The following is a 21,642-nucleotide window of genomic DNA, read 5'->3' on the forward strand; positions in this document are numbered from 1 at the left end:
TCACCTCCTCCTACTCGATTAAATTCTGTATCCTTAATTTAATAGATGGTACCTGGAAAAATAAAAAACAAAAAAAGGTAGGGTCAACGCAAGCCCCACCTTTCTGCATTAATAATTTGTACTTTTACTTCGTTTTACTTAAGCAATAATTCTCCAAGCTCATCCAACATAGTGTTAGCTGCCAGAACGCCTCCAGCTGTGTTCCAGATGGCGTCACTTACCTCAAACGAATGTCCACTTTTCACGGCATTTAAATTTTTCCAAAGAGGATCATGTGTCCAATCTTTTGCTGTAGCCAACGCTTCTTGGTCACCATTCGGGGCATAGGTGAAGTAGAAGAGGTAATGCGCATCCATTTTAGGAATGACTTCTTTACCTACTTCTATTGCTAGGTTGCCAAGCTTATTATCTGGTGTAAATAGAGCTTCCTGCTGGGGTGCACGTTTAAACCCAAGTTGATCGAAGATTACACCGGAAAATGAATCTGTATAATAAATACGGGAGGTCCCGGCCATGAAACGTACAACAGAAACGGTCTGATTTGCTTTATCACCAAGTTTTACTTTTAAATCAGCTACCTTTTTATCATATGCCGCTAATACTTTATTTCCTTTGTCTTCAAGATTTAATGCTTTGGCGTATAATTTAAAGTTTTCCTTCCAATCTCCTCTAAGTGTTTCTGAAAAAACGGTAGGAGCGATTGCACTAAGCTGTTTGTATACTGCCTCTTGACGTAACTTGTTGCCAAGAATCAAATCAGGTTTAAGCGCTGCAATTTTTTCGACATTTACTTCACTCTCAACGCCAACCACTTCAGCACCTTTCATATCATCTTTAATATGGTTGTACCAAGGATTACCAAGCCATGATTGCACAGCACCAACTGGTTTAACCCCTAATGCTAATAATGCTTCTGTACCTTCATTTGTAAGGACCACGATCCTTTTGGGAGTCCCTTTAATTTTAGTAGTTCCCATTGCATGTTTAACAGTATAGGATTTTTCTTCGGTCTTTTTTGAATCTTGATTTTCCTCAGTTTTTCCTTTTGTGCCACCGCAAGCAGCTAATAAGAAAATGGCCACTACGGAAAGAATAGCCATCAACATTTTTACTGATTTCATTTTGCTATGTAACCCCCTAGACTTATTGTTAATGATAATCATTTTCAATTACAACTTAATCATAAAATGGAAGGAGTTAGCTGTCAATGTTTTTATTGAAACTGGTTTTCAGAATAATTACAAACTTACGAATCATTTATGATATGATTGATAATGATTATCAAATTCATTAATGTTTATTATCAATGAAAAAAAATAAAGAAGTCAGAAAGGTATAAAAGCGATGTTGTTAAAAAGTACCTCATCAAAAGGAATCGGACTATTTTTCGCTGTGCTGCTCATGTTATGTTGCATGTGTGCCAGTGTCATATCTGGTTATACAGATACTAGTTGGCAAACAGCCATTGATTCCTTTAAAAATAATAATGGATCCAATGAACATCTCATTATTCAAACTGTCAGGCTTCCGAGAGCTTTAATTGCTTCAGCCGTCGGTGCCAGCTTAGCCATAGCCGGTACCCTTATGCAAACTTTAACAAAAAATCCATTAGCGGAGCCAGGACTGTTTGGGATTAACGCCGGAGCGGGATTTGCGGTAGTGATCTCCATCACTCTCTTTCCACTTAATAGTATGCAGGGATTGAGTGGTCTTGCATTTTTGGGGGCTGCGGTTGCTGCTATAGGTGTTTATTTGATCGGTTCCTTTGGCCGGGAGGGATTAACACCCATGAAGCTGACCTTGGCAGGGGCAGCAATGGCGGCTATGTTTTCCTCCTTTACACAGGGGTTGCTTGTCCTTAATGAAGCACTGCTTGATCAAGTTTTGTTTTGGCTTGCAGGATCGGTCCAAGGCAGGAAACTGGAAACTCTTATATCAGTGTTGCCCTACATAGGTGCCGGTTTGATCGGTTCTCTTCTTATTGCTGGCAAACTGAATGTCATGGCGATGGGAGAGGATGTAGCGAAAGGACTTGGATTAAATACAGGATTAATCAAAATAACTATTGGAATACTAGTCATTATTTTAGCCGGAGGTTCCGTTGCTGTGGCGGGACCGATTGGCTTTGTAGGGATTGTGATTCCACATATCACTAAATCCATTATTGGAATTGACCACCGTTGGGTGATTCCATTTTCTGGGGTTTTAGGGGCAATTCTCTTATTAGTAGCTGATATTACAGCCAGATATCTCTTGATGCCTTCCGAGATCCCAGTTGGGGTCATGACTGCCATTATTGGAACTCCATTTTTTATCTTCATTGCGAGAAGGGGGTTCAATGGCTGATGAACAAGTATAAAAATTTCCGGGCGTTTAACGGCAGAGTTTCCATCTTGATTGATAGAAAGGCCGCATTCGTAATTATTTGTCTATTGATTGCTGCATCCGCCGTCTTCGTTGTAAGCACTGGTTTGGGTGAACTGAAAATTGACCCTATTACCGTTATTAAAGTTTTATTTGGAGCAGGTTCTGATATGGAAACGCTTATTGTAACCTCCTTCCGTCTTCCAAGAATTATCATTGCTTTATTGGTGGGCATTTCCTTAGCAGTTGCCGGCGGAATTTTACAGGGGATGATACGAAATCCGCTCGCATCCCCGGATGTACTAGGGATAACAGGGGGAGCGGCCGCTGCCGTTGTTGGGTTTTTAGATTTGTTCAGTGATAAAAACCATTCGCTTACGGTCGATCTTGCCTGGCTTCCATTGGCTGCTTTTATTGGGGCGGGGGTTGTTGCCTTTTTAGTTTATTTTCTGGCTTGGAAAAATGGTGTTTCACCAATTAGGCTTGTCCTGATTGGGATAGGAATCTCTGCTTTGATGCATGCTTTTACCACTCTTTTGATGGTGATGGGTCCCATTTATCAGGCAAGCCAAGCTAATATTTGGATAACTGGGACAGTATATGGTTCAAATTGGAAAAATGTCGGTATCCTTGCTCCGTGGGCTGCCATTTTCCTTCTAATTGCTTTTATTGCTGCAAGAGTGATTAATATTCAAGAGCTTGGGAGTGAGATTGCCACCGGCTTAGGAGGCAAAGTTCAGAAGCAGCGGTTTGTTTTATTAATGATCAGTACAGCTTTAATAGGAGGGGCCGTTGCTTTTGCAGGTGGAATTGGTTTTGTAGGTCTGATGGCTCCTCACATGGCCAAACGGCTAGTGGGTTCCTCTTTCGGGGCACTTCTGCCGGCATCTGCATTACTTGGAGGAATCCTTGTGATGCTAGCTGATCTAATCGGCCGAACCATATTCTCACCATTAGAGGTTCCTGCAGGGGTGTTTACAGCAGGAATTGGGGCACCGTATTTTATCTACTTACTGTTTAAGCTAAGAACCTCTTAAAACGAGACTAGAATCTGGTATGAAAATGGGCGTTTAGATTGAAAAAAGGAGTGGAAATGATGGTGAGCGTGATTGAAACGAAGCATTTATCTATTTCATATGGGGATACACTTATCATTAATGAATTGGATTTAAAGATTCCAAAAGGAGAGATTACGGTTTTTATCGGGGCAAACGGCTGTGGGAAATCCACACTCCTAAAATCAATCGCCCGACTAATCAAGCCAAAGGCCGGTTCTGTTTTGCTTGAAGGAAAGGCTATAAGCAAGCTGTCAACGAAAGAAGTAGCAAAAAGTATGGCGATTCTGCCGCAATCTCCGTCAACTCCGGAGGGATTAACGGTACTGCAGCTTGTCAAACAAGGGCGTTATCCACATCAAACCTGGTTAAAGCAATGGACTGAAAAAGATGAGAAGAAGGTGAATGATGCTTTAATTGCGACACGCTTAGAACATTTAAAAGAAAGAACGGTCGATTCCCTTTCAGGTGGTCAGCGCCAGCGGGCATGGATTGCGATGACATTAGCACAAGATACCGATATTATTCTTCTTGATGAACCAACCACCTACTTGGATCTGACCCATCAAATCGAGATTCTAGATTTACTTTTCGAATTAAATGAAAAGAAGAATAGAACGGTAGTTATGGTTCTTCATGATCTTAACCTTGCATGCCGGTATGCACATCATATTGTGGCGCTTAAGGACCAAAAGGTTTTTGCAAAAGGTAAACCAGAGTATATAGTCAATGGCGATCTGGTTAAAAATGTTTTTGGTATGGACTGTGAAGTTACAATAGATCCATTATTTGGTACACCTATGTGCATTCCCTACGGAAAAGGAAGATGCATTTTAGAGAAGGCGGTATCAATAAATGCTTAAGGAACTAGCAGAACATGAAAATCATTTAATATATTCCTCAAAAGCGAACAAATTACTATTAAGCGATACGATTGTATTATGTACGGATGCTTGGAGAGCGTTTAAAACCTATGCAAATGAAAATGGCTTTGCCCATTATCGCTTTAAAACAGGAAAAGAACGTACAAAAGGCATCTATCATATCCAAAATGTGAATAATTATCATCAAAGACTTAAACAATGGATAATGCGATTTAAGGGTGTTGCAACAATATATTTGCAACATTATTTGGCATACTTTAATTTCTTAGATACTCTTTCGTTTGATACAGATGAACATAGTATTCGAACATTTGCGGTAGAAAGTTTCATATACCCAATAAACCAAACAAACGCAATGATTCCATTAAGAAAAACGATTGAGTAACAAGGTTTTTGGAAAAATTTGTAGAATAATAATATATAATAAAGGAAAACAAGTTCCCTTATTAAATAGAATGAGAGATAGGAGTTGGTAAAGTTGTTAGATAAAATAAAGGATGCATTTACATCTAAGCAATTAATTTGCACTAATTGTGGTAGAGAAATTGAAGAAGGTGAAAGATTCACCGCTAATATAACAATGCCTTCTGAAAAAGATATGTTAGTATCAAGATTAGATAACGCAATTGCAAGAACTGCTAACAGTGTATTTTGTGAAAGATGTCAGTAAGGGCTATTATAAATTATTCAGCTAAGAAAGAACAAGAAGCGTATTCGCTATTTTCAGTCGAATACGCTTCTTAATTTGATAAAAACTACAATCAAGTTAAACAGAGCCTTTATTTTAAAAACTCATTTCACACGGAGCAGTAATTACTGCCATCTTAACAACTTTTTTTAAATTGGTGAGATAGGCTAGGGAAAACAAAATTACTAAGTGCAACCGCACAATGGGTGACGACGGGTTTTTCTTGTTTTTGGCATTTTGAGGCATATAAGTGGTTAATTTGCATAGGGTTTACAACAAGACAGTTATTTATCGGTTCACTCATAAGCTTAATCATGGATATTTTAGCCGCTGGGCTCATGTTATTGCCGGTTAGGGCGTGAATGGTTTCCTAGCTCCTCGCATGAGAAGTTGGTACAATAAATATTATCCGAATTGGCTTGTGAGTACAGGCCTCGTTATCATTGCGGTGATAGTCAGAGATTGATGCTATTTTCTTGATGTGAGTAAGTGATCGTGCTTATAATAATGAGTACCCCTATTTATCTATATAGATCATTTCGATTTCCTCCGTTTTGGAGGCTTTTTTTGTTCCTTAACCCGAATTATATATTGCGAAAAAAATGACTCCCTAATCGGTTAACTTTCTGGGTGCAACAAAAACAGAGCCCAAAATTAAGGACTCCCTTTTCTTAATGCTTTTGCAGAAGTATTAGTAACCGCCGCCGAAACCGCCGGCACAACTACATCCAACAATGATAAGGAGGATAAACAGAACAACCACAAAGGCAAAACCGCCGCCGTATCCACCAACTCCAGCTCCATCTGACATTTCAAATCCCCCTTTATACCGGGAGGGTATTACATGGGTAGTTCTATAGTATGCTTGAATAAATGAATTGGCACTTCTTGTAAATACTTTTCACTGAAAAAGCCAATCTTCCAATTTAGGAAAATCATCGGCTTTTCTTCCTAGACAGATGTCATAAAAAAATAACTAAAACCAATTTATATGTAATTTTTGTGATGGAAATGGAAAAAGCAAAAGCAACCTAATATTAGACTGCTTGAATGAAAGTAAGTTGGATCAAGGTGAAGTGTTGATTTAGATTATGCTTGATGTCTTTATTTAGTGAAAGTTTTTCTGAATTCCTTGAATCCCTTTTATCCATATGAAAAGACATTATTACATATACTGTAAATCCTTTCTCTCAATCAGTTCTCTGCTAACAGGAGAGACATTGAACGGAAGAACTGCGAAAACGGGAAATACTACTTTCCTCCATACCTTCTCTAATTGAATCGGTCGCAAGGTCATTGATTGATCCAATTAGGTGATTTTCAGTTATTAGATTTTTCTTATTCATTTTTTCTCTTTATTCAGCCTTAGCTGTTTCCCTTTGTTAAGAAAACATTTTAAAATAGGATCTGTTAAATTAACATAAAACCTATATTTCCATTTCTACATTTTGTTTTTTCATAAGAGGTGCCACTTGTATGTTATCTAGAAGTGCTTTTTAGATGCTTAATAATTAACTCTTTCCGTTTCACAGAATGATTTTGACTTAATTTAGCTTTTGCTTCAATTTTTGTGATTTTTATTTTGAACGCTACAATTCCTTTTATCATTCCTTCGATATAATTAGGATCTACATCATTTATATTGTATGAGCTATTTGGTTCTTCAAATTTGCCTACAATATCATTTAAGAGTCAAATATTACTTTTGATCTTCGACAATCTCCAACTGGCCATATAAATGGATAGATACAAAAATCCATGTAGGTACTGCTTTATTTGTTTTACACCAAGAAGGTGAAATATAACAGTGTGGACCTTGGAAAATCACAAGAACCTGTTGCTTTCGGGCATCCTTCCATTGCTCGTTCGGACGAGCGGAATGAACATATAAGCATTTAACATCAGTGAAAGATGGGTGGCGTAAGGTTCACCATTATGCTGAGAAAATAAAGTTGCGAAGCTATATGTTTCAATAAAATCATAAATGATTTCTGCATCGCCAATGTTGAAGTGTTTAGGAATATACATTTTGTATTCATCCCGTATCAAAGTAACTTTCTTTTAATACACATTTTAATTTATGCTTTTCCTTTATTTGGTAGCAGATAATAACCTTTTTAGGGGCCAGTAGACCATTTTTCTGAGTCGCTACATGTTTAGTCCTATAACAATAAAGCTTGCCAATTAAGAACGGGCTGACATTCAAGCAGTTTTTTGGGTTTAAAGGAAAGTTAAGGAAAAAAATTCATAGCGATAAAGGAATATTATCTAACAAAGTTTAAAGATCAAAATGTGGTTCCTAATAGAGTTCTAAATGGAAGAAGAACTCTATTAGGATTCAAAATGTAAAACTAAAAGATGAGTGTGTGAAAGAATACTTAAAATGTTAGTCTAACCAGGCTCGCTGCTTCTGAAGTCATTATTTACATTACTCAAACCTTTCTACTATTTTTAGCTTCATCATCAAGGATTTCAAAAAGACGATTTTCTCTTAGCGTAGAGAAAAAGGATCTTTTTAATACCATAATTCTTAACGTGGGTTTTATATCAAAATGTTGGCGGTACCTCTTAGAGAAATACATAAACGATGAGAAGAGAAAAGGACTCTTTTCGAAGCTTTTTGTAGATAGGCAGTAAAAATTAAAACCGTTTCCTTAAAGTCAAGAAACGGTTTTAATGAAATTTTTCACTATCTACATAGATATTATATTAAGAAATTAATTTCTAGATTTAGAATTTTATTTAGGAGTAGGAATAAGACCGCCTAAACTATTAATGCCTAACATAATAATAAACATAATAACAATAAGTGTAATGGCTTTGTTTTTATTTAACTCGGCTACTACATGTAGGCCGATTCCCAGTACAACATAGTACCAAATGTGAAAGACATCAATACTTTGAGCTACTCCAAGAAAATTTTTATCGTTAATAAGTGGAGCTAAGCTTGTATAGGACATTACTTTATCAGCGCCAATTGCTAAATTAATAATTGCATTAATAAGACCGCCTAAAACTGAAATAATACTAGCGTGTATAACTACACTTAATAATGTCTTATAAGGTGTGTCTTTTCCCATTACCATCGTACAAATTTTATAAAATAAAGCAGCAAGTAAAAATCCAATTATACCTGTTACTATTGTTCCTACCACACCACCTATTAGGGTTAATGATTTCGGAATTTCTACACCTGTATCTTTTAATAGTGAGCTATGAAACGCAATATAAGCCGCAGTTGCTCCAGTTAAAGCAAACAAGACAATCATATATATAAGGGGGAGCGCTACAGGAGCTTTTTCTTTCATTCTTTTAAATTGAATTGTGGGAGAAGTAATAACTCCAAATAGAGATGGTTTTTTAGTAACTTCTGAATTACTTACTACATTCGTTTCCACCAAAATCCTCCTTTAGTCCTTATTAATTTTTTTCAAATATTAATTCAAAATAATCGGCAGACCCATATCCAGATATGGGAGGAGCAAATATTTGAACAAGCTTCCAACCATCCGAAGCATATTCTTCAATAATTTTTTTATAATCTTCTTTTGGCTTCCTTTCCACCTATTTACTTCAACTTTTACAAATTCATATTTATACATTTTGGCCTCTGGTAAAAGGGCTTAATTAGGGAATCATAAATTGTCGTTATCTGGTTTTACGTCGGTAGTAAACTTGTATCCAGGCATAAATAGCACATCCAACCATAAGAATAGGGAATTCCCATCCCGTTTTTCCTGTCTTTATCCAATCAATTAATGACCATACCAGCAAAACAATAGTATAAAAACTAAATGCTAATCTTGCTGCCTTTCCCGACTGATTTTTTTCCATTTCATCCATTCTTCTCATTCTAATCAATCCTTTCTTTGGGGGTTTTCAGTTGCAGGTTTAAAAAATGAACGCTTCATCTATCTTGATACCAAGGATTTTTGCTATACGAATAGCTAAGGTTAGCGAAGGATCATATTTATTATTTTCGATAGCATTTATTGTTTGACGAGTAACATTGCAATGCTTTGCTAATTCATCCTGTGACAATTGTTTGGCTTTTCGGTATTTCTTAATATTATTCTCCATATGTATCACTCCCCTCTAAAATGTAAAATTTTTTTTACATCCATTTGCTGACATTTTATTTCACAAAAAAGTAATTGTCAAACATTTTTTACAAAGTTATTTAAATTAGTAAAAAAAGACTATTTATTCCATTTATTAAAAAAAGTTGTTGAAATCCCAAATTTCGTGGCATATTATGGTAGTTGTTGGGGATATTGGTAAATTGAGGAGGAGAAATAATGGGAACTTTAGTAAAAGCACAACTTTTGAAGTCTGAAAGCAGCAAAGCTCTACTAACTTTAGTAGTAGCTGGAGTTATGATCTTGGCCATTCTAAATTTCAAGAATAATAATTTAGGAATGGATGTTGTTGACATCCTTAATCGTATGGGAATTATTGCGCCTAGTTGGGTTGTAAGCGCCATTACTGCAACTGGTTCAGTATTTGCAATTATCATTGTACTTGGTTCATTAGGTGCGGGCCTACCAGCAGCCGTTCTTGAGCAATTAGCAGCAGCAAGTACAGCAGCAGCTTAATAAAAATAAAAGATTAGAGATTTACCAATATCCCTAATCAGTAAGCTTTCAATGGGTGGTAGTTTTATGATAAAAACGTTCAGTTTAAAGAGATTATACATAATTTCGCTTTTAATATTTCTTTTAGCTTTATTATTTGCTTTTTTTTATACAAAGCCTGTTCCTACTAAAGGAATTGCACATCAAAAAGTTATAATAGATTTCAGCTTTATTTTTCTTAATAATTTAAAAGTTTCACTATTATTAATACTTCTTGGTCCTTTAACTCTTGGACTGGGTACATTAATAGTTTTAGTGATTAATGGACTTATACTTGGCAGTGCTTTAGGCAGTATCAAAGATAATCTTAGTTTGGTATCTTTATTAGCTCCGCATGGAATTATAGAGATTCCAATTTTGCTATTAGCAGCTAGTATTGGATTTAAAATGGTCATAAATGTATTCAGCATGAAAATAGATTTTAAATTTGTATTTAAGTACTTATTAATTGTTATTGGTGGATTGTTAATAGCAGCCAGTATAGAAACTTTTGTTACCCCCATGTTTTTAAAAGGAGCTCTATAAACAATGGAAAATATCAACATTTCCGTCTTCAAGGAAAAAGAACTTAAATTTTTTATTCCTTTTTTATTTTATATTTTGGGGCTAGGATGCTATTTAAGTACCCTTTTACCATACATGGATGCTTTAATACCACAAAAACTACCGGAAAATATCATAGAAAAAGTAAAACACCTTGACTACATTATTGCATTGGCGGCTTTTTTTGTTTTGTTATTAGGGGCATTTTTTGAAGGAATTATTATGTTTCTCGTTGCTAACTTTTTAGGAGCAAAAGTCAAATTCCAGCACTTCCTAACTCTGTTTACAGTCGCAAACCTCCCTATGGCTTTAAGGTTTATAATTATTTCGATTAAAAATTGTTTTGTAAGTAATCCGAGCACTTATTTATTTTTTGAACAAAGCAATAAGTTTTTATCTGCGTTTGATTTATTTAATATTTCATATTTAGTTATTTTGTTTTTACTTGTAAAGCATCGTACAGAATTAAAAGCCAACTTCCCTCTTGGAGTTTTTATAGTTATAGCTTTCATTTATAGAACAATTTTTTAATCGGGAATATGATTTTAAAAGGGAATTAAAAGTTGTACTTTTAAATTCCCTTTTGTGTATTTCGAGAAAAGTAAAATTATGTATTTTTCTTCAAGAGAATAGTATGAATTTAGACAACTAAGGAGTTAAAAATGAAAACTGTAGGAGAAGTAAAGTCAAAAAAAAAGTGGATTACTTTATGCATTATTATTATTTTGGTCATCTTTATTACTGTGAATGTATTAACTGTTCGAAATAAACGGCAAATTCAAATCCCAAAAAATATTGAGTATATAAAAGTAACAGATAGAGTGATATCTAATACTAGATTAATTGCTGGGCAAATCACAAGTGGAAACAGATCTCCTATCTATTTGGATTCTTCTAAAGGAAAAATAAGCAAAATATATGTGAAAGAAGGGGAAAAAGTAAAAAAAGGACAAAGAATATTTACATATGATAATAAAGATATTGATATTCAAATCAGACAAGCGGATATTGATACACAGATTACACAATCTACATACAATAATATACTTAATAAGATAGACTCTTTAAACAAACAAATAAAAAAAATTAAGAAAGAACAAGGTAAGGACAGTGCCTCCTTACAGTCTTTAAAAGACCAATTAAGAGACCAAGAGAATCAAAAAAATACAACTGAATTAGAAATAGAAAAAAACAGATTACAGGTAGAAAATCTGCAAGATAAAGAAAGTCAATTAACTGTATTTAGTGAAAAAAGCGGGGTTGTTACAGATCTTAATAAGGATATGATAAGCAGCTCAAATCCAACCAACAATTCCAGTAGCTCCGGATACCAGCCTGCGTTAATTATGAATATAACTTCAAAAAGTCCATATCAGATCCAAGGAATTCTAACGGAGTTGCAAAAAGAACAGATTAAGACTAATCAATCAATAAAAGTAACAGCTAAAGCATCACCCAATAAAACATGGAATGGACATATAAAGAAAATTGATAATTACCCTACCCAAACTAATCTGCCACAAACATCAGGAAACTTACAGCAAACAGCGAATATTTCTTATTACAATTTTGAAGCCACTCTTGAATCAGGAAAAGGCTTATCTCCTGGGTACCATGTAGATATCCAGGTAAATTTATCTTCAAAGAGTAGTTTGGTTGTTCCTAATAGCAGTATTGAAAATATTGAAGATTCCCCATATGTTTTTATGGAAATAAATGGAAAGATCGCAAAACAATCAATTTCAATTGGCATGAGTGATAACCAATGGACTCAAGTTACTAAAGGTTTAAAACTTGGAGATAAAGTTGTTGAAGATCCTGACAACTCAATTCAACCAGGTATGGAAGTGAAAAAATGATATATTTACAAAATATATTCAAAACCTATAAACAGGGTTCATTGGAAGTTGAAGTACTTAAAAATATTAACCTAACTATTGGACAAGGTGAATTTGTATCAATAATGGGACCATCCGGTTCTGGAAAGTCTACATTGATGAATATTATAGGTTGCTTAGATAGACCATCTCACGGGGAATACATATTAAATGATGTAAATGTGTTACAAGCTGAAGAGACCAAAATGGCTTTGATTAGAAATAAGTATATAGGATTTATATTTCAGCACTTTCACTTACTGCCTAGACTATCATCATTACAAAATGTTGAACTACCTCTTCTTTATGGGGGGATTAAAAAAAAGGAAAGATATGAACAAGCAAAAGAGGCCCTTGTTAAAGTAGGACTAGAAGAACGGTTGAATTACTTACCTAATCAGCTTTCAGGCGGGCAAAAACAAAGGGTAGCAATAGCACGTGCTGTTGCTGCTCATCCGCAGTTTATATTAGCAGATGAACCGACAGGAGCTCTAGATTCAAAGTCTAGTGAACAAGTAATGAACATTCTTTCTAAATTAAATATGGATGGTACCACAATTATAATTATTACTCATGAATTAGAAGTGGCGTCATACGCTTCTAGACAGATTTTTATTAAAGATGGAGAATTGGTACAAGATAGGAGAGGTGATAATGAACTTTTTAGACAGCATTAAAATTGCCTTTTCTTCCATTATATCTCATAAAATGCGATCGATTTTAACTATGTTGGGGATTATTATTGGAGTAGGTTCAATTATCACTATTGTAGCAATTGGTCAGGGTGGTTCAATGCTTTTAAAATCTCAGTTTGCTGGTTCTGGAAATAATACTCTGGAAATCGATTTTCAGCCCGATGAGAATAATTTGCCTACTACATCTCCAACAGATAGTTTAACTTTTACCCAAGAAGATTTATTTCAGCTCAAACATATACCTGATATATCACATGTTATCCCTACTAATACAAGTTTGGAGCCTTTATCCAATAATGAAAAAAGGGTTAGTACAAATATAAAAGGAATTACTAAGGATTATTTGTACGTGAATTCAATTCGTATGGTAAGTGGTAAAAAATTCAGTGACTATGATTTTTCCCAGTCTAATAATGTAGTCCTTATTAATCAAAAATCTGAAAAAGAGTTTTTTAAGAGTTCTAAGTCAATTGGTAAAATTATTGAGATTAGAGGACAGCCGTTTCAAATTATTGGCATATATAAAACAAATGCAATTTTTGGAGTTGAGGCACCAGAAATGCTCATTCCATTGTCCGTATGGGGAACGACATTTGGAACTGATAATATTCAATCTTTAACTATACAGGTTAAAGATATCAATAAAATGGAACAAACGGGAAATGAAGCCGTCGATATGCTAAATAAATTAAAATCACCAGACTTAAAAGGAAAGTATCAAATATTCAATTTAGCTGCACTTCAAAAAGGATTAACTAAAGTTACCGATATAATGACCATAATTATTGCCGGAGTTGCTAGCATTTCCTTGTTAGTCGGTGGCATTGGTGTAATGAACATAATGCTTGTATCTGTTACTGAACGTACTAGGGAAATTGGGATTAGAAAAGCTTTAGGCGCTTCAAGAGGAAAGATACTTTTACAATTTTTAATTGAAGCTATGATGTTAACGCTAATAGGAGGGGTAATTGGTATTGCCTTAGGTGTTGGTGGAGCTTTCGTTGTTTCTAGTTTTGCTCATTGGCCAGCATTAATTTCTCTAAAAGTAGTCGTGGGAGGGGTGCTTTTTTCAATGGGATTAGGCATTATATTCGGCCTCATACCTGCAAATAGGGCTGCTAAATTAGAACCGATTGAAGCTCTTCGATATGAGTAAAAAAGCGACCGCCATAATGGTCGCTTTTTTACTTATCTAGATTAGCTTATCCATTTGGAAAATCTATGCATTACTAAATTTGGAGATTACCAGTGATATTTTTTAGTGTAACCATCCTTGAATTGCGCCCCAATAGACTGACATCCAATAGCTACACCTTATAGGTGATAACGATAACCAGTGATCTAAATAGAAACACCTCTGTTTGAATCATAGAAATTAGTAGCTTTTGCTGTTTGATGCCAACTTTCGTGAAAGGCGTTCTGATTCTCGCGAAAAGCTCTCAGCTTTTTTAGATACGCATTCTCTAGTCTTAGTAGTTCATTCTCACGTTCTAACTCTTCTTCTCGTGTTCCCTTTTTTTCTACATTTTTCTTCTGAGAAAGAGATAGGAGAGCAGGAGAATAATTTCTTATTATAAGGAATAGAATCCTGCATAAGGGTTTTACCTTTACGTCAAATATCAATTTTACGAAGCTATTTCAAAGGGAATAAAAAAAACTATATTTACAAAATGATAGGGGAAGCAAAGATCGATATTTGTTCCACCAAAATTGCAAGTGTGTCTGTACTTAAATTACGTATCATAAGAAAGGAAACCAACTTTTAGTAAGCTGTTTTCCTTTCTAACCAATAACAGGATTGATTAATTGATCCCTACTGCAGTGAAAGCAATTGTAACGGCTGTTTTTTCTGCACTGCTTGATCCATAAAGGTCAGCTGCCGATTGAATGGCTGCAGCTTTTGCTTGTGAGAACGTGGCAGATGAAGTCAGATAAACCGTGTTGGCGCGATAGAAAATAGCATCTAATTTATCAATGCCGATTCCTGAAACGGTTACAACACCATGGAACGTGCCGCCAGCTGTATGAAAGTAGGCTGCCTTATTGATGATTCTGCGTTTGTATATACGCCACCATTATCCGCTGTGCCCGTGTAACGGTTTGGATAATATACATGCATATTCCTCCTCAAATACGATTTCTATATTGATATCTTTTTTTTCGTTACGAAAAACTGCTAAGATAGATAGGATAGAGTGTGGGCGAATCATAGTTTTAAAAGGGATGAAACAAGCTGGAGAAACGATAAGTTCATTTATAATCCTATAATATATAAATAAAATAATTAAAACTGTGGAGGAATCAAATTGAAGCATCGTAGAATTACTGTAGGTGCAGCCATTCTTTTTTTAAGCATTGAGCTCTTATATACCATTAATTATGGTAATGATTTTTATCTGAGTAATATGATGTTTTTTTATTTCGTCAGTGTTTTTATAGCCGTTTTATATGTTTTTCCTGCATATAAATCAAAATCCAGTAGAACTTTAATTTGTGATGGACATACCTCAAGTTATTTTACTACCCTATTTGATCAAAATCCTTCATTGATTTTTCAAATAGATTTTAAGGGAAAAATCACCTCCGTAAATCAAACGTCATTAGACATTTTGAATTATTCCAAGTCTGACCTTCTATCTAAATCATTTTTGAGCTTTTTTAATACACCGGATGATCAACACTATATTAAAGGAATCTTTCATGTGGTAAAAGAGGGAAAAGTAAATACTACTTTTTTAGCGAAAATATCTAAAAAAGACCAAAGTGACATTACTATGGAATTTACGGTAATACCACATGTCACAGGACAAAAATCTCTCGAAAGCTTTTTTGTTGTCGGGAATGATATATCAGAATTACTGAAACATAAAGAGAGGATAGTAAAAACCCAGATTGAGCTGAAAGAAACGATTCAAAAGCAGCAAGGAATGATATTTAAATATTTAAAAAAAGGGAATAGTTTTATTCATACACTATGCGATGGAGAATTATTGTATAAATTTGGATTAAGTCCAAAAGATGTAATCGGGAAAGATTTGTATGAATTTATGCCGAATGATCAAATTGATTCGAAACTGAAATCCTATGAAGCTGCTTGGAATGGTGATGTTGTAGTATATGAAGGCTTAATAAATGGGATACACTATCTCACAACATTGAGTCCTGTTTATAGAGAAGGAAAAGTAAGGGAAGTGATTGGTTCCAGCATTGATATTACCGTTCGAAAACATATGGAGGATAAACTCCGGAAAAATGAAAATTTGTATCGAACCGTACTGCATACGATGTCTGAAGGAATCTTTATCATCGATGAAAATGGTATCAATACCAATTTGAATAAAAATGTAGAAAAACACCTGGGAATAAAATCTGGACAGTTTGGTAAGTCTACAGCCAGGGAAATGGGGATTGAGTTTGTAAGTGAAGACGGAACTTCCATGAAATATGACGAATTGCCAGGAGTAAATACTGTAAACGATCATATTGAAAGGAAAGACGTGATTATTGGAATAAAAGAAAAGGGCTCTCTAAAAAAATGGTTTTCTGTTAATTCAAAGCCCCTGAATCTATCAGAATCCGTAAAAGGTTCTCTGGTTTCATTTCATGATATTTCTTTACAGAAAATCCAAGAATTAAAATTAAAAGAAACACACTCTTTAAATCAGAACTTAATAGATAATCTTCGTACGGCCATTTTTGTGACCGATGAGAACAGGAGTACCCTGTTAGTAAATAAAGCAGTAAGAAAAATGTTAAACATACAATCAGAGGGCAGTGCTATAGGAGAAAGTGCAAGAAAGTTCCATTGTGATTTTACTGAGAATAAGAGTTTTTCTGATGAAATACAAGGCATAATAAATGCAGGTTTGCCTAATTCTACTTTAGTAAAATCAGACAGAGGGCACGTTTATCGACTAAATTATATTCCCGTCCTGTTAGAGGGGAAAAACAAGGTGAATTTATGGACATTTGAAGATTTTACGGAAATCAGCGAGCTTCAAATGCAAACTCAAAATGCCAAAGAAGAAGCTGAAACCGCCAATATGGCTAAGTCCGACTTTTTATCAAAAATGAGTCATGAACTGCGTACACCACTAAATGGGATTTTAGGATTTGCTCAATTATTGGGATTAGATAAAGAATTAAATGCAAAACAACAAAAATTTATTTCGGAAATCCAAACAAGCGGCGGCCATCTATTAAGCTTGATCAATGAGGTTTTGGATCTTTCAAGAATAGAAACAGGAAGTTTAAAGGTATCAATTGAATTGGTTAATATAAAGGATATAATAAACGAATGTATCGGTATGGTCACCCCATTAGCTGAAAAGAGAAAGATAAAAATTGCTGAACTCTTAAATAACCTTGATCACTGTTTTGTAAAAGCTGATCCTATACGATTAAGGCAGGTATTGTTAAATTTACTCGATAATGCAATTAAATACAATCATGAGAACGGGGAAATTCACATATACGGGGAAAAGGGAATGAATGATATTACGATTTTTCTCAAGGATACCGGCATTGGGATAAATTCTGATAAATTAACGGCTATCTTTGAACCTTTTTATCGTATAAAAAATAATACTAGCATTGAAGGTACGGGAATAGGTTTATCACTGACTAAGCAGCTTGTTGAGGTCATGTATGGTGAAATTGGCGTAAGCAGTACAGCAGGACATGGAAGCATTTTTTGGTTCAGTTTACCTATTCAGCAGGAACCTGAACTAGCGGATCCGGAACTTGGTCATAATGAAGAATCTTTTATTCAAAAAAGAGCAAAGAATATTTCGACTATCTTATATATTGAAGATAATCCCTCCAATATTACATTAGTTGAAGAAATTATGGAATCGCAGCCGCATTATTCATTAATCTATGCAAAAGAAGGAGCGGAAGGGCTTACTAAAGCTAAGAATGAGAGAGTTGATCTTATCTTATTAGATATAAACCTTCCTGACATGAATGGCTATCAAGTCTTCGATGAGCTGAAAAGAAATCAACACACAAAAAACATTCCCGTCATTGCGATAAGTGCAAATGCCATCTCAATGCATATTGAAGATAGTCTAAACAAAGGTTTTCAGGATTATTTAACGAAGCCGATAAATATAAAAGATCTATTATTTAAAGTGAAAAAATTCATATGATTTTCCAGGAAGAGACCCCTAAGGTCTCTTTTTGTGCGACGGGCAGTCGCTTCGGACGCTGGCTCTGCCAGCGTCCTTCACTTCTTTTTAAGGACAGAGACGACACCGAGGTGTAACGGCTGGATGAATGAAAAAGAAGAATAGAATTCCAGATGGTGAAAGTCCATCCCCGAGGAGACTGACCTAGCTCGGGAAGCCTAATCTAGGGCGGTATCGTGAGATATGGTCTGAAGGAGATGCGGAAAATCGAGAGACCCGCAGGCGCAAGAATAGACCCTAATGCAAGAAGTGTGAAGCACGGCGGCGGGATAAGTTGGCGACTTTTCGAAAAGTGAGGAAGCCCACTAAAAGGCAGATTCCTAAGAAGTCAGAACGGGAAAATGTGACTTATAACGTGATGGTGCAGGGTATGCTCTGAAGGAAGAAGTGATGACCCCGTGAGGTCTCCACCTTACCAAACAGGCAGGGTTCGAATCTATAAGGGCAAACCGAAGTGATTCAGAACGGGTGGAGAAGTCAGACATTCTCATAGTACGGAAGTAGTTCGACGACCATAACGTCGGACGAACGGAAGGGGAATGACCTATGGCTCCAAGTCATGAACAAGATGTGATGCCAACAATCAAGTTACTGTGGTAAAACCGTTTGAATGTACATCAAGGAAAGACGAGGAATAAGAAATGAATCAAGAGTGGAAATTCAAATTGCATAGTGTATATGGACAACTTTTATTCGACCGCAAGCTCACGGAAGGCTTCATGAAAGTGAAGAATAATAAGGGTGCAGGCGGAATAGACGGTGAGACCATAGAAAGCTATGAAGGTAAATTAGAAGAAAATATTCTAAAACTGCTTGGAAAGTTGAAAGATAAGACTTATCAACCCCAACCGGTAAAAAGAGTGTACATCCCTAAGAAGGATGGAAAGAAAAGGCCGCTAGGAATCCCCACCATTGAAGATCGCATTGTACAACAGAGTGTAGTGAATGTCCTACAGCCAAAATTTGAGGACAATCTGTTCCATAGTTGGTCAGTAGGTTACAGGCCGAACCGGGGAGTAAAGAGAGCCTTGCAAATTATCCTATGGAATATAGAACAAGGCTACAATCATATTTATGATTGCGATATTAAAGGCTTCTTCGATAATATTCCCCATGAAAAACTGATTTCAGTGCTAAAGAAATATGTTTCTGACCGTACGGTCTTGAATATGATTCGGACGTGGCTGAAAGCAGGCTTTATGGATGCACAATGCCTGGAATGCATCCTCTTGAAACATTTTTTACATATGGGTAAGCCGTATGCCTTAATAGGACACGTACGGTTTGATAAGGGGGAAGCTACGAGAGTGGCTTCCCTACTTTATTTCTTCTTTTTGAAATGTATTCAAATGTCCCTTTTTTTACCTAAACTATGGAAAATGATGTTTCTTAAGCCTTTATCCTTGCTTTTCAGGTCCTTTAGCAGTTGGACACGCATATGAGGAAAAAGATATAGTTGATTTACAGTTTAATCCATTGAAAAAGAGGATGTCGAATGAGAGAAAATATAAAAACATTAATGAAGAGTAATAAACTGGAATATGTCTATCAGCCTCTCTGGAACATTATAAATTGGAAAATATATGGATATGAATCTTTGCTGCGCTGTCCTGCCATTAGGAATTTTAATCCTGAAGATTTTTTCAAACGGGCACGGATGGAAGGGTGTTTATTCGAATTAGACAGTCTTTCAATTAAAAACTCAATAATAAATTTCCCATTTTTTAATCCTAAGAATCATCCGTTACTTTTCATTAATATTTTTCCCTCGACGTTGATTCACTCTGATTTCGAATGCCTGATACTGAATTTAATGAAGGAACATCCCTATATTCATGGCAGACTGGTTTTTGAATTAAATGAAACCAGCGATGAAAATTATATATGGAAAACTCCAAAATTGAAAAAAGGGATATCCCTATTAAAAGACCAAGGATTTTATGTGGCATTAGATGATGTTGGACAAGGTGAAGGATCACTGCAAAATATTATAGAAATGAAGCCCAATTACATTAAATTGGATAAATATTTTTCTGAAGAATTAGCGACCTGCAAAGAAAAACAAGCTGTTATTTCATTTTTTGTAGACTACTGCAATTCAGAAACAATACTAATCTTAGAAGGTGTAGAAAAGGAAATTGATTTAGCGCAGGCAAAATACCTAAAAGTTCCGATTGTCCAAGGATACTTATTGGGGAAACCTGAACAATTAACGTTAATATCGCCAATGATTAAATGAACTGGACATATCCTAACTGGATTTAATAGAAACATTGTAAAGCGAAAAATATAATAGCGGAGGAAAAGTAATGACAGTTGACGTAACACAAGGTTTATTGGAAGAAAATATAAAATCCATCTTAAAACTGATTGGAGAAAACCCTTCACGAGAAGGACTGATTGATACACCAAAACGTGTGGCAAAAATGTTTAAAGAAGTATTTGCGGGTGTAGGTGTAGATCCTGAAACAGCACTAACAACCACCTTCGAAGAAGCTTATGAAGGCTTGGTGGTTGTAAAAGATATATCTTATTACACTTTTTGCGAGCATCATCTCATACCCTTTTTCGGTAAAGCACATATCGGATATATTCCGAACGGCCGGGTAGTCGGTTTAAGTAAATTTGCCAGATTGATAGAGCTTGCATCTCAACGACCGCAAGTCCAGGAAAGAATGACACAGCAAATTGCGGATGCTGTCATGAATGTTCTGAATCCAGCGGGCACAATTGTCAGCATTGAAGGACAACATCTATGTATGTGTGCAAGAGGCGTGAAAAAACCCGGCAGTTCCACGATCACTACGATAAAAAAAGGCGTTTTTAAACATGATGTTTCATTGACAGAAGAATTCGAGCGTGCCCTTTTACGGAAATAAGGAGGAATTTTTAATGCTTTACCTCTCACGGAAACTATATTTTTCAGCTGCACATTTTTACAATGTCGCCGATTGGACGGAAGAAGAAAATCAAAAAGCCTTTGGTCCTTGCAGTCATTCTAACGGCCATGGCCATGACTATACTTTAGAGGTCATGGTTAAAGGGCAATTAAAACAGGATTCTGGAATCGTCGTAAACATAACTGATATTGATCAAGTGGTAAAAGCATTTGTCCATTCAAATTTGGACGGGAAATTTTTAAATAAAGAGAATGGATATTTTGCAAAGAATATTCCCACCACGGAAAATATCATCACGTATCTATGGAATGCTTTTGAGGGAATGATGGAAAATTGCACCCTTCATAAAATCCGTCTGCGTGAAAATGATTTTTTGTATGCAGAAAAGGAGGACTCTTCAATGGTTCGATTAACAAGAAAATACCATTTTAGCACAGCTCATCGTTTACATAGCAGCCAACTGACGGCGGAAGAGAACGCTGCGATTTTTGGAAAGTGCAATAATCAATTTGGGCATGGCCATAATTATTATTTAGAGGTTACTGTGCAAGGCAAGGTGGATCCAGTAACGGGAATGATTGCAAATATCGGAGATATGGATAGAATAATCGATCAGATGGTACTTCAAAAATTTGATCACAAACATTTAAATTTAGATACCCAAGAGTTTGCGGATTTAAACCCTACTTCGGAAAACGTTGCCATAGTGACTTGGAACTTGCTATTCGATGAACTTCCGAATCTTTTTAAAATAGGATTATATGAAACAGAGAAAAACTATTTTGAATATTTCGGACCCGACGGGGAGTAAAA

The 21,642-nt window shown here is 35.6% G+C and carries 20 protein-coding genes and 4 pseudogenes; 16 read left to right on the plus strand and 8 right to left on the minus strand.

From position 1 onward, the window contains the following. Positions 1 to 134: 134 nt before the first annotated feature. The gene (locus BIV59_RS15390; RefSeq protein ID WP_071352336.1) at positions 135 to 1,121 is read right to left on the minus strand and encodes an ABC transporter substrate-binding protein; all 987 of its coding nucleotides are present in this window, start codon (positions 1,119 to 1,121) and stop codon (positions 135 to 137) included. A 223-nt stretch (positions 1,122 to 1,344) separates the two neighbouring features. Between BIV59_RS15390 and BIV59_RS15395 the strand changes: the two genes are divergently transcribed. The 5 genes and pseudogenes from BIV59_RS15395 (at position 1,345) to BIV59_RS15415 (ending at position 4,973) form a co-directional block, all read left to right on the plus strand. Continuing rightward, positions 1,345 to 2,346: a FecCD family ABC transporter permease gene (locus BIV59_RS15395; protein WP_071352337.1), complete on the plus strand. Its 1,002-nt coding sequence runs from the start codon at positions 1,345 to 1,347 to the stop codon at positions 2,344 to 2,346. After that, positions 2,346 to 3,401, plus strand: a complete 1,056-nt coding sequence (locus BIV59_RS15400; RefSeq protein WP_071352338.1) for a FecCD family ABC transporter permease — start codon at positions 2,346 to 2,348, stop codon at positions 3,399 to 3,401. Before BIV59_RS15395 ends, BIV59_RS15400 begins: the two co-directional genes overlap by 1 nt. Positions 3,402 to 3,460: 59 nt before the next feature. Then, entirely contained in the window at positions 3,461 to 4,282 is an 822-nt protein-coding gene (locus BIV59_RS15405; protein ID WP_071352339.1) for an ABC transporter ATP-binding protein, read from the plus strand. Between the two features lie 58 nt (positions 4,283 to 4,340). After that, positions 4,341 to 4,688, plus strand: a pseudogene (locus BIV59_RS15410) (IS1595 family transposase); the annotation flags it as partial. A gap of 93 nt (positions 4,689 to 4,781) precedes the next feature. Continuing rightward, entirely contained in the window at positions 4,782 to 4,973 is a 192-nt protein-coding gene (locus tag BIV59_RS15415) for a hypothetical protein (protein ID WP_071352341.1), read from the plus strand. 709 nt (positions 4,974 to 5,682) lie between these two features. Here the strand turns inward: BIV59_RS15415 and BIV59_RS15420 are convergent. The 6 genes and pseudogenes from BIV59_RS15420 to BIV59_RS15445 form a co-directional block, all read right to left on the minus strand. Continuing rightward, positions 5,683 to 5,802, minus strand: coding sequence for a YjcZ family sporulation protein (locus tag BIV59_RS15420; RefSeq protein ID WP_071352342.1), 120 nt, complete (start codon positions 5,800 to 5,802; stop codon positions 5,683 to 5,685). Positions 5,803 to 6,470: 668 nt separating this feature from the next. Then, positions 6,471 to 7,019 (minus strand): annotated as a pseudogene (locus tag BIV59_RS15425) (FMN-binding negative transcriptional regulator). A 710-nt stretch (positions 7,020 to 7,729) separates the two neighbouring features. Further along, entirely contained in the window at positions 7,730 to 8,389 is a 660-nt protein-coding gene (gene yknW / locus BIV59_RS15430; protein ID WP_071352343.1) for a YknW family membrane protein, read from the minus strand. Between the two features lie 22 nt (positions 8,390 to 8,411). Then, positions 8,412 to 8,593: pseudogene (locus BIV59_RS15435) on the minus strand (DUF4177 domain-containing protein). 46 nt (positions 8,594 to 8,639) lie between these two features. Beyond that, positions 8,640 to 8,843: a hypothetical protein gene (locus tag BIV59_RS15440; RefSeq protein WP_071352344.1), complete on the minus strand. Its 204-nt coding sequence runs from the start codon at positions 8,841 to 8,843 to the stop codon at positions 8,640 to 8,642. 39 nt (positions 8,844 to 8,882) lie between these two features. Then, complete coding sequence (locus BIV59_RS15445) at positions 8,883 to 9,071, minus strand: helix-turn-helix transcriptional regulator (RefSeq protein ID WP_071352345.1); 189 nt, start codon at positions 9,069 to 9,071, stop codon at positions 8,883 to 8,885. A gap of 218 nt (positions 9,072 to 9,289) precedes the next feature. Here BIV59_RS15445 and BIV59_RS15450 point away from each other — a divergent pair, with 218 nt between their 5' ends. The 6 genes from BIV59_RS15450 to BIV59_RS15475 all read left to right on the plus strand — a co-directional run bounded on the left by BIV59_RS15450 (position 9,290) and on the right by BIV59_RS15475 (position 13,896). After that, positions 9,290 to 9,586 carry a hypothetical protein gene (locus tag BIV59_RS15450; RefSeq protein WP_071352346.1) on the plus strand — a complete coding sequence of 99 codons (297 nt, stop codon included), beginning with the start codon at positions 9,290 to 9,292 and terminating at the stop codon, positions 9,584 to 9,586. 66 nt (positions 9,587 to 9,652) lie between these two features. Continuing rightward, on the plus strand, positions 9,653 to 10,150 hold the full coding sequence (locus BIV59_RS15455) for a stage II sporulation protein M (protein WP_139194388.1): 498 nt from the start codon (positions 9,653 to 9,655) through the stop codon (positions 10,148 to 10,150). 3 nt (positions 10,151 to 10,153) lie between these two features. Then, positions 10,154 to 10,699: a hypothetical protein gene (locus tag BIV59_RS15460; RefSeq protein WP_071352348.1), complete on the plus strand. Its 546-nt coding sequence runs from the start codon at positions 10,154 to 10,156 to the stop codon at positions 10,697 to 10,699. Positions 10,700 to 10,830: 131 nt separating this feature from the next. Beyond that, positions 10,831 to 12,027 (plus strand): efflux RND transporter periplasmic adaptor subunit, encoded by a 1,197-nt coding sequence (locus BIV59_RS15465; RefSeq protein WP_071352349.1) that lies wholly within the window; start codon positions 10,831 to 10,833, stop codon positions 12,025 to 12,027. Then, positions 12,024 to 12,722 (plus strand): ABC transporter ATP-binding protein, encoded by a 699-nt coding sequence (locus BIV59_RS15470; RefSeq protein WP_071352350.1) that lies wholly within the window; start codon positions 12,024 to 12,026, stop codon positions 12,720 to 12,722. Before BIV59_RS15465 ends, BIV59_RS15470 begins: the two co-directional genes overlap by 4 nt. After that, positions 12,700 to 13,896, plus strand: coding sequence for an ABC transporter permease (locus BIV59_RS15475; protein WP_071352351.1), 1,197 nt, complete (start codon positions 12,700 to 12,702; stop codon positions 13,894 to 13,896). Before BIV59_RS15470 ends, BIV59_RS15475 begins: the two co-directional genes overlap by 23 nt. A gap of 646 nt (positions 13,897 to 14,542) precedes the next feature. Here BIV59_RS15475 and BIV59_RS22890 read toward each other — a convergent pair. Continuing rightward, positions 14,543 to 14,850: pseudogene (locus tag BIV59_RS22890) on the minus strand (M4 family metallopeptidase); the annotation flags it as partial. Positions 14,851 to 15,046: 196 nt separating this feature from the next. Here BIV59_RS22890 and BIV59_RS22895 point away from each other — a divergent pair. The 5 genes from BIV59_RS22895 to BIV59_RS15500 all read left to right on the plus strand — a co-directional run bounded on the left by BIV59_RS22895 (position 15,047) and on the right by BIV59_RS15500 (position 21,640). Next, positions 15,047 to 17,890 carry a PAS domain-containing hybrid sensor histidine kinase/response regulator gene (locus tag BIV59_RS22895; protein ID WP_083392206.1) on the plus strand — a complete coding sequence of 948 codons (2,844 nt, stop codon included), beginning with the start codon at positions 15,047 to 15,049 and terminating at the stop codon, positions 17,888 to 17,890. Positions 17,891 to 18,570: 680 nt separating this feature from the next. Further along, entirely contained in the window at positions 18,571 to 19,371 is an 801-nt protein-coding gene (locus BIV59_RS15485) for a reverse transcriptase domain-containing protein (RefSeq protein WP_240501918.1), read from the plus strand. Positions 19,372 to 19,424: 53 nt separating this feature from the next. Beyond that, positions 19,425 to 20,168 carry an EAL domain-containing protein gene (locus BIV59_RS15490; RefSeq protein WP_071352352.1) on the plus strand — a complete coding sequence of 248 codons (744 nt, stop codon included), beginning with the start codon at positions 19,425 to 19,427 and terminating at the stop codon, positions 20,166 to 20,168. A 70-nt stretch (positions 20,169 to 20,238) separates the two neighbouring features. Further along, positions 20,239 to 20,808, plus strand: coding sequence for a GTP cyclohydrolase I FolE (gene folE, locus BIV59_RS15495; RefSeq protein WP_071352353.1), 570 nt, complete (start codon positions 20,239 to 20,241; stop codon positions 20,806 to 20,808). Between the two features lie 13 nt (positions 20,809 to 20,821). Next, the gene (locus tag BIV59_RS15500; RefSeq protein ID WP_071352354.1) at positions 20,822 to 21,640 is read left to right on the plus strand and encodes a 6-carboxytetrahydropterin synthase; all 819 of its coding nucleotides are present in this window, start codon (positions 20,822 to 20,824) and stop codon (positions 21,638 to 21,640) included. Positions 21,641 to 21,642 lie beyond the last annotated feature (2 nt).

It is taken from the genome of Bacillus sp. MUM 13 (genome assembly GCF_001866725.1).
Lineage (GTDB): Bacteria > Bacillota > Bacilli > Bacillales > DSM-1321 > Peribacillus.

Excerpts from the sequence above, each read along its gene's own strand:
- BIV59_RS15390 (WP_071352336.1), bottom strand. The coding sequence starts at position 1,121 with ATGAAATCAGTAAAAATGTTGATGGCTATTCTTTCCGTAGTGGCCATT.
- folE (WP_071352353.1), top strand. The coding sequence starts at position 20,239 with ATGACAGTTGACGTAACACAAGGTTTATTGGAAGAAAATATAAAATCC.
- BIV59_RS15455 (WP_139194388.1), top strand. The coding sequence starts at position 9,653 with ATGATAAAAACGTTCAGTTTAAAGAGATTATACATAATTTCGCTTTTA.
- BIV59_RS15400 (WP_071352338.1), top strand. The coding sequence starts at position 2,346 with ATGAACAAGTATAAAAATTTCCGGGCGTTTAACGGCAGAGTTTCCATC.
- BIV59_RS15420 (WP_071352342.1), bottom strand. The coding sequence starts at position 5,802 with ATGTCAGATGGAGCTGGAGTTGGTGGATACGGCGGCGGTTTTGCCTTT.
- BIV59_RS15470 (WP_071352350.1), top strand. The coding sequence starts at position 12,024 with ATGATATATTTACAAAATATATTCAAAACCTATAAACAGGGTTCATTG.
- BIV59_RS15490 (WP_071352352.1), top strand. The coding sequence starts at position 19,425 with ATGAGAGAAAATATAAAAACATTAATGAAGAGTAATAAACTGGAATAT.
- BIV59_RS15440 (WP_071352344.1), bottom strand. The coding sequence starts at position 8,843 with ATGAGAAGAATGGATGAAATGGAAAAAAATCAGTCGGGAAAGGCAGCA.
- BIV59_RS15485 (WP_240501918.1), top strand. The coding sequence starts at position 18,571 with ATGAATCAAGAGTGGAAATTCAAATTGCATAGTGTATATGGACAACTT.
- BIV59_RS15395 (WP_071352337.1), top strand. The coding sequence starts at position 1,345 with ATGTTGTTAAAAAGTACCTCATCAAAAGGAATCGGACTATTTTTCGCT.
- BIV59_RS15460 (WP_071352348.1), top strand. The coding sequence starts at position 10,154 with ATGGAAAATATCAACATTTCCGTCTTCAAGGAAAAAGAACTTAAATTT.
- BIV59_RS15475 (WP_071352351.1), top strand. The coding sequence starts at position 12,700 with ATGAACTTTTTAGACAGCATTAAAATTGCCTTTTCTTCCATTATATCT.
- BIV59_RS15465 (WP_071352349.1), top strand. The coding sequence starts at position 10,831 with ATGAAAACTGTAGGAGAAGTAAAGTCAAAAAAAAAGTGGATTACTTTA.
- BIV59_RS15445 (WP_071352345.1), bottom strand. The coding sequence starts at position 9,071 with ATGGAGAATAATATTAAGAAATACCGAAAAGCCAAACAATTGTCACAG.
- BIV59_RS15500 (WP_071352354.1), top strand. The coding sequence starts at position 20,822 with ATGCTTTACCTCTCACGGAAACTATATTTTTCAGCTGCACATTTTTAC.
- BIV59_RS15405 (WP_071352339.1), top strand. The coding sequence starts at position 3,461 with ATGGTGAGCGTGATTGAAACGAAGCATTTATCTATTTCATATGGGGAT.
- BIV59_RS15450 (WP_071352346.1), top strand. The coding sequence starts at position 9,290 with ATGGGAACTTTAGTAAAAGCACAACTTTTGAAGTCTGAAAGCAGCAAA.